Source organism: Longimicrobium sp. (assembly GCF_036388275.1).
Classification (GTDB): Bacteria; Gemmatimonadota; Gemmatimonadetes; order Longimicrobiales; family Longimicrobiaceae; genus Longimicrobium.
The window spans coordinates 125,097-132,323 of record NZ_DASVSF010000076.1 but is presented as its reverse complement, the minus strand read 5'-3'; the positions used below and the strand labels follow the sequence as shown (position 1 = coordinate 132,323).

Annotated in this window: 6 protein-coding genes; 3 read left to right on the top strand and 3 right to left on the bottom strand. The window is 69.2% G+C overall.

What is annotated here, in order from left to right; genetic code table 11:
- A partial coding sequence (gene aceB, locus VF632_RS16105) for a malate synthase A (protein WP_331023942.1) occupies positions 1-1,487 on the bottom strand: 1,487 nt, incomplete at its 3' end.
- 251 nt (positions 1,488-1,738) lie between these two features.
- Here aceB and VF632_RS16100 point away from each other — a divergent pair.
- Both VF632_RS16100 and VF632_RS16095 read left to right on the top strand, forming a co-directional pair.
- Entirely contained in the window at positions 1,739-2,017 is a 279-nt protein-coding gene (locus tag VF632_RS16100) for an antitoxin (protein WP_331023941.1), read from the top strand.
- Positions 2,018-2,023: 6 nt separating this feature from the next.
- A complete protein-coding gene (locus VF632_RS16095) occupies positions 2,024-2,422 on the top strand; it encodes a type II toxin-antitoxin system VapC family toxin (protein WP_331023940.1) in 399 nt (132 codons plus the stop codon).
- A gap of 300 nt (positions 2,423-2,722) precedes the next feature.
- Here the strand turns inward: VF632_RS16095 and trxC are convergent, their stop codons facing one another.
- Both trxC and VF632_RS16085 read right to left on the bottom strand, forming a co-directional pair.
- Positions 2,723-3,175 (bottom strand): thioredoxin TrxC, encoded by a 453-nt coding sequence (gene trxC / locus VF632_RS16090; RefSeq protein ID WP_331023939.1) that lies wholly within the window; start codon positions 3,173-3,175, stop codon positions 2,723-2,725.
- An 11-nt stretch (positions 3,176-3,186) separates the two neighbouring features.
- Complete coding sequence (locus VF632_RS16085) at positions 3,187-4,101, bottom strand: sulfurtransferase (protein ID WP_331023938.1); 915 nt, start codon at positions 4,099-4,101, stop codon at positions 3,187-3,189.
- 576 nt (positions 4,102-4,677) lie between these two features.
- On the opposite strand from VF632_RS16085, the gene VF632_RS16080 reads away from it, so the two are divergent.
- Positions 4,678-7,206: a PAS domain S-box protein gene (locus VF632_RS16080; protein WP_331023944.1), complete on the top strand. Its 2,529-nt coding sequence runs from the start codon at positions 4,678-4,680 to the stop codon at positions 7,204-7,206.
- Positions 7,207-7,227: the final 21 nt, after the last annotated feature.

Genomic DNA, 7,227 nt, shown 5'->3' with positions numbered 1-7,227 from the left:
AGGGCACCGGTCTCCGCCAGGACGTCGAGTTCCTCGCGCAGCATCCGGCTCACCAGGCCCGCGGTCACCGGCACGCCGTAGTCGGTCGGGGTCCCGGTCGAGATCCACTGCCAGAGCTGGGTCCGGCAGATCTCCGCCGTCGCCGCGTCCTCCATCAGCCCGCCGAGCGCCACCGCGCCGCGTCCGCCGAGCCACGCCGCGACGTACCGCAGCGCCACGCTGACGTTGGTGCGCAGTGCGACCTCGCTGACCGTGACCGGGCCGGCCTTCAGGTCCAGCAGGTCGGCCGCGGTGACCCGGACGTCGTCGCGCTTGCGCACGATCTGGTGCGGCTCGAAGCCGAGCCACTGGTCGAAGACCTCGCGGCAGGTCTCCACCAGGCCCGGGTGCGCCACCCAGGAGCCGTCGAAGCCGTCGCCGACCTCGCGCCGCTTGTCCTGGCGGACCTGGTTCAGCGCCCGCTTGGCGGCGACCGGGTCACGGCTGGGCACGATGGCGGCCATCCCGCCGATCGCGTGGGCGCCGCGCCGGTGACAGGTCTGGACCAGCAGTTCGGTGTACGCCCGCATGAACGGCGCCGTCATGGTCAGCTGCGAGCGTTCCGGCAGCACCACGTCCGGCCGGTTCTTGATCATGCTGAAGAGATAGTCCCAGCGGCCCGCGTTCAGCCCGGCCGAGTGTTCGCGCAGCTCGTAGAGGATCTCCTCCATCTCGAAGGCCGCGGTGATCGTCTCGATCAGCACGGTGGCCCGGATGGTGCCGCGCGGGATGCCGAGCAACTCCTGGGCGTGGACGAACACGTCGTTCCACAGCCGGGCTTCCAGGTGCGACTCCAGCTTGGGCAGGTAGAAGTACGGGCCGCTGCCGCGCTCCAGCAGCTCGCGCGCGTTGTGGAAGAAGTACAGCCCGAAGTCGAACACGGACGCGCTGATGGGCGCGCCGTCCACCAGCACGTGGCGCTCGGAAAGGTGCCAGCCGCGCGGCCGGACGATCAGCACGGCCGTCTTGTCCTTCAGCCGGTACTGCTTGCCCCCGGCGTCCAGCGACAGGGTGCGGCGGATGGCGTCGGACAGGTTGGCCTGGCCGTGCAGCACGTTCTTCCAGGTGGGCGAAAGCGCGTCCTCGAAGTCGGCCATGAAGCAGCTGGCGCCGGAGTTCAGCGCATTGATCACCATCTTGGCGTCGGTGGGCCCGGTGATCTCCACGCGCCGGTCCTCCAGGTCCACCGGGCAGGACGCCACCGTCCAGTCGCCGGCGCGCACCTCGGCCGTCTCGTCCAGAAAGCCGGGCTCGTTGCCCTGGTCGAGCCACTCCTGCCGCTCGTCGCGCCGGCGCAGCAGCTCCAGCCGCGTGGGGTTGAACCGGCGATGGAGGTCCGCGACGAACGCCAGCGCCTCGGGCGTCAGCACGCGAGCCGCCGCGCCGTCCGCGTCTCCCAGGACCTGAACGCCCTGCACCTGCCCCGCCGTTTCGTCCGCGACCGTCATCTGCGTTCCTCTCGGGATGATTTCGTCAAGCTCTGCACATGAGCGACAGGCATAGACCATCGGGTTGATGCCGATTGCCGCGCGTCCGCGGAAAGTACTGCTCGCAACAGTGGTTCCACGAGCGCGGTTCATCAATGTTCTCGTGTCGAAGCGGCTGCCAACCTCCGCCAGAGAAAAGCTTGCATGAAGATGCCGTCGTATATACCGTATAGATAGATGAAGCGAGCATCACTCTATCGGGAGGCTGTAGCATGAAGAAGGAATTTATCGCGACCTTGTTCATGAACGGCGGCAGTCAGGCCGTCCGGCTACCCAAAGAGTGCCGATTCGAGGGAACTGCAGTCCGCGTCCGTAAGGAGGGCGCCGCGGTCATATTGGAACCAGTGGAAAAGCGCGCGTGGCCTGTTGGTTTTTGGGAGGATTTCTGGAAGGATGGCCCCGCGGGTGATGATCTGGTTGTGCCCGAGCCACTTCCGGATGCGCCCCACCGGGATGCCATCCTGGACGACTATTCTCGTAAAGGATCGTAGCTCGCGATGCGTTACCTGCTGGACACCGACACCTGCATATGGCTGCTCAGAAAACGTGAGCCGGTAGTGTCGCGTGTCATCGCCGAGTCGCCGGAAGATCTAGCGATCGCTTCGATGACGCTGGCCGAACTCTACTTTGGAGCGCTGAACGGCAGCGATCCGGACCGCGAGGAGCAGAAGATCGAGCGACTGATCTTCCAGATCTCGGACGTGATCGCGTTCGACCAAGGTGCCGCGCGCATCCACGCGGAGTTGCGATATGCTTTACGCGCGAACCGGATTAGTGAACGGGACCTCGTGATCGCAAGCGTTGCCGTGACCAACGGCCTGATCCTCGTAACGAGCAATCAGCGCGAATTCCGGCGCGTGCCCGGGCTTCAGGTAGAGGACTGGATGGCACCATGACTACAGAGCCCCCCTCCGCTGAAGTCCTACCCATTACCCACATCTTTGTATCGGGCCAGGGCCGCACGAAACCAAGGTGGCAGCAGGGGTTTAGCCCTCATCTGCGTCTACGCAGGAGATGGAGTAGCGCGCATTCCGGTGCGTAGAAGCCACACACTCCTGCGTCAACGACGGGTTTTACGCGGCCTCAGTCCCATGCTCCCACGGGCATTTTTGCAGACCGCGCCTTGTATTTCGGCCCCGCCACCCCTATCTGAGATGTGGGTAATGGGTAGGCTGAAGTCGGAGGGGGTTCTGTCTTCAACGCATCGCCGAGTCGAGGAGCGCGTTGAGGCGGGGCGCGGGGAGGGCGCCCATCTCCCGCGCCACCTCGCGGCCGCCGCGGAACACGATCAGCGTGGGGATGGAGCGGATGGCGAAGCGCTGCGACACCATGGGGTTGGCGTCGGTGTCCACCTTGGCCACCAGCACGCTGCCCATCCGCTCGGCCGCCACCCGGTCCAGCACGGGCGCCATCATCTTGCAGGGGCCGCACCAGTCGGCGTAGAAGTCCACCAGCACGGGCACGGGCGAATCCGCCACCACGCGGTCGAACGCGGCGTCGGAAAGGTGCAGCGGCCGGTCGAGAGCGATCGCCTGCTTGCAGTGGCCGCACCGGGGCCGGTGGGCCGCGCGGGCCAGGTCCACGCGGTTAAGCCGCCCGCACGAGGGGCACTGCACCGTCGCCTTGTGCTGCTGCGTCGTCGTTTCCATCGCCCTGCCTCCTACCGCTCCACGGGAAAATCGGCGCCCCGCCGGCTCCACTCGATGAACGAGGCGTCGTACATCTTCACTTTCCGCTCCAGGTAGCGTGCCACGTAGTAGGCGTGGCTGGCCTGCACGCCCGTGCGGCAGTACACCACTACCGTGTCGGCCTGTGCCGCCTCGGCCAGGGTGTACGCGGAGGCCAGCACCTCGGGCGAGCGCAGGCGCGGGTCCGTTTCCGAGATCAGCGCGTTGCGCCAGAACAGGTTGTGCGCGCCGGGGATGTGGCCGGGCCGCGTGACGCCATCGCCCGGCGTGGCGCCGCTGAACTCCGCGGCGGGCCGCGCGTCGATGAACACCACGCTGGTGTCGTTCAGGTGATCGCGCACCCATTCGGCCGTCACCACCAGGTCGGCGCGGGGCCGCGGGGTGAGCGATCCGCGCCGTGCTGCCGGCACCTCCGTCGACACGGCCCGCTCGTCGACGCGCCACTTCTCCAGCCCGCCGTCGAGGATGGCGTGGTCCGCGTGCCCCAGGTAGTCCAGCGTAAAGAAGGCGCGCGCAGCCAGCAGCCCCTGCAGGTCGCCGTACAGGACCACCCGCGAGTTGTCGGACACGCCGACGGCTTCGAACGCCTCTTCCAGCTGCTGCACGGAGGGAAGCTCGTTGGGAATGCCGTTGCGCTCCGCGACGATGGCCGACAGCGGCAGGAAGCGCGCGCCGGGGATGTGGCCCGCGTCGTAGCTGGTGCGGTCGCGGCCCACGTGCAGCACCACCACCCGGGGATCGTTCAGCCGCTGCCCCAGCTCCCCCGAGGTTTCGCGAAGGTCCTCGTTCCACTTGGGCATGGGGTTGGACTTGGGAACCCGGACCGGGCAGGCGGCGGTGGCCGCCACCAGCGCGGCTCCGAGCATCAGGGGAAAGAGCTTTCGCATCGGCGTTCCTTGGGGCATGAGATCGTTGGGTCGCAGCGCTGGCGCAGAGTGATGCAGATGCAAGGGAAGTGCGACGGGGTAAGTGCCTGGTGCGGGGGCGAATGAATTCGCTGCAACAACCACACGAAGTCTGCCTTCGCAGACTGGCTTGCGCAGGTGTGAGTTGAGGCTCAGGTCGCGCCCGGAATGTGGTGCAGTTCTCCCCCTCACCCGCTTGCGGGAGAGGGGGTCGGGGGGAGAGGGCGCCCGGGGACTGCACGGCCGATCTCGAACCGCTCCCAAGCCGGCTACAGGCTCAACTCAACCACGGCACTCCCCTGACGCACCGGGCTGGCTCCCTTCCCCCGCGCAGTTTGCGGGGGAAGGGCTGGGGATGGGGGGCGCCCGCCGACGCGCCGATCCAGCCGCCCGCTGCACCAGACGTTCCCCCTCTCCGCACGCAGTTTGTGCGGGGAGGGGCCGGGGGAGGGGCCTGCCGGTCCCGAGATTGCAGTCCTGGATACGTTTCGGCTGGTTCGCGGCGCGCCCCCGTCCATCGGCCCGCCGTCCATTGACTCCGTTCTCGTGCTGCCGGTGATGCGGATTGGGTGGAAGGGAGCGTTCTCAACCGAGCCGGGTTCGTCCCTGAACCCCGGCGAGGCCGTACATGGCGTGCTCGCCCTGGAGCTACCCGATGCCGCGGCCGCCGTCCTGGCGCTTCTGATCGCGGCGGTGGGCGCCGCCGTCACCTGGTGGCTGGTGCAGCGCGGCCGGGCCGGGGCAGAGCAGGCGCGGCTGTACGAGCAGGCCGAGTCTGCCCGGCGCGACCTGGAGCACCTGGCCGAGCAGCTGCAGGACCAGGCGTCGCACCTGCAGGAGCAGACGGCCGAGCTGGAGGTGCTCAACGAAGAGCTGGCCACCTCCGAGGCCCGCCTGCGCAGCACCATCGACTCGTCGCTCGACGCCATCGTCATGACCGATGACGAGAGCGTCATCATGGAGTGGAATCACCACGCCGAGCGCCTGTTCGGGTGGAGCGCCGACGAGGCGATTGGCCAGACGCTCGCGCAGACCATCATCCCCCCGCGCTTTCGCGAGGGGCACCAGAGGGGCGTCAACCACTACCTGGCGACGGGCGAGGGGCCCATCCTCAACCGGCGCATCGAGATTTCCGCCATCCGCCGCAACGGGACGGAGTTTCCCGTGGAGCTCACGGTGGCCCCGGCGCGCTCCGGCACCCGGGTGCTCTTCAACGCCTTCATCCGCGACCTCACCGAGCGGAAGGCCGCCGAGCGCCGCCTGGCCGCCGAGCACGCCGTCACCCGCGTCGTCGCCGAGTCGCACACGCTGCACGAGGCCGCGCCCCGGCTGCTGCAGGTGATCGGCGAGTCGCTGCACTGGCCGGTCGGCGTGTTCTGGGTGATGCACGAGGACGGTGAGCGCCTGTGCTTCGCGGGGCGGTGGATGGCGCCGGACGCGGCCAATCCCGGCCTGGGCGTCGCCGACGCTGCCCTCACCTTCCACCGCGGGCAGGGGCTTCCCGGCCGCGTGTGGGAACGGGGCGAGCCGGCCTGGGTGTCGGACGTCACCCGCGACGCGAACTTTCCGCGCGCCATGAAGGCGGCCGCGGCGGGGCTGCACGGTGCGTTCGCGTTTCCCATCCGCGCGGCCGACGACCTGATGGGCGTCATCGAGTTCTTCCACGAGTCGGTGCTGGAGCCCGATCCCGCGCTGCTGGAGGCCGTGGACGCCATCGGCCGCGACATCGGCCAGTCCATCAAGCGCGTCCGCGCCGAGGAGGCCCGCGACCAGGCGCTTCACGAGCTTGCCGAGGCCAACCAGCGCCTGGCCGCGCGCACCACCGAGGCCGAGTCCGCCAACCGCGCCAAGACCGAGTTCCTGGCCAACATGAGCCACGAGCTGCGCACCCCCATCAACGCCATCATCGGGTACTCCGAGCTGCTGGAGATGGGGATCACCGGGCCCATCACGCCGGCGCAGCGCGCCCAGCTGGGCCGCGTGCGCGCCAGCAGCCAGCACCTGCTGGGGTTGATCGAGGAGATCCTGGACCTGTCCAAGATCGAGGCGGGGCGCTTTCGGGTGGAGCGCGTCGCCGCGCCCGTGGTGGAAACGGTGGACGCGGCCGTGGCCCTCGTCACCCCGCAGGCGGCGGAAAAGGGGCTGCACCTGGCGCTGGAGTGCGACCCCGGGGCCGGCACGTGGTTCATGGGCGATCCCGACCGCGTTCGGCAGATCCTGGTGAACCTGCTCTCCAACGCGGTGAAGTTCACGGCGGGGGGCGGCCGGACCAGCATCCACTGCGACGTTTCCCAGGCGCCCACCGACGATGCGCAGCTGCCGGGGCCCGGGCCGTGGGTGCGCCTGCAGGTGGAAGACACGGGGATGGGAATCGCGCCCGACCAGGTGGAGGCGATCTTCCAGCCCTTCGTGCAGGCCGACATGGGGCGCACGCGCGCGCACGGCGGAACCGGGCTGGGGCTTACCATCAGCCGGCAGCTGGCCCGGCTGATGGAAGGCGACCTGACGGTACGGACGGCGCCGGGCCAGGGATCGTGCTTCACCCTGTGGCTCCCCGCCGCCGCGCCGGGCCCGGCGCCCGCGCGCGGGCCGGAGCCTACGCTCGCCGTGGAGCAGCGTCCGCGCGGGGTGTCGGAGATGGGCGAAGCGCTGCAGGCCCGCATCGCCGACATCCTGAATGCGGTGAACGAGCGGCTGCGCGCCGAACCGGCCATCCCCGGGGCGGCGGGGCTCACCGAGGCGGAGCTCGAGGACCACCAGGCCACCTTCCTGGCCGACATCGCCCAGGCGCTGGTGCTGATCGGCCAGACGGGCGCCGACCCCGCGCTGATGCGCGACGGCTCCGACATCCAGCGGCTGATCGCCAACCGCCACGGACTTCGCCGCGCCCAGCAGGGGTGGACGGAGGAGGCGCTGCGGCGCGAGTTCCAGATCCTGCGCGAGTCGCTGGACGAAGCGCTGCACGCCTCCGTTCGTGGAGGCGAGCACGAGCTGGACGCCGTTCGCGAGGTCCTGCGGAGCCTGGTGGAGCGCGCGGAAGAAATTAGCGTCCAGGGCATGCGCTCCGGCGCCTCCGCGGCCGAGTAGGCCCCGTTCGCATCGACCCAC

Bases quoted from the DNA above. Each gene is read 5' to 3' on its own strand.
- VF632_RS16100 (WP_331023941.1), top strand. From the start codon at position 1,739: ATGAAGAAGGAATTTATCGCGACCTTGTTCATGAACGGCGGCAGTCAG.
- trxC (WP_331023939.1), bottom strand. From the start codon at position 3,175: ATGGAAACGACGACGCAGCAGCACAAGGCGACGGTGCAGTGCCCCTCG.
- VF632_RS16095 (WP_331023940.1), top strand. From the start codon at position 2,024: ATGCGTTACCTGCTGGACACCGACACCTGCATATGGCTGCTCAGAAAA.
- VF632_RS16080 (WP_331023944.1), top strand. From the start codon at position 4,678: ATGCGGATTGGGTGGAAGGGAGCGTTCTCAACCGAGCCGGGTTCGTCC.
- VF632_RS16085 (WP_331023938.1), bottom strand. From the start codon at position 4,101: ATGCGAAAGCTCTTTCCCCTGATGCTCGGAGCCGCGCTGGTGGCGGCC.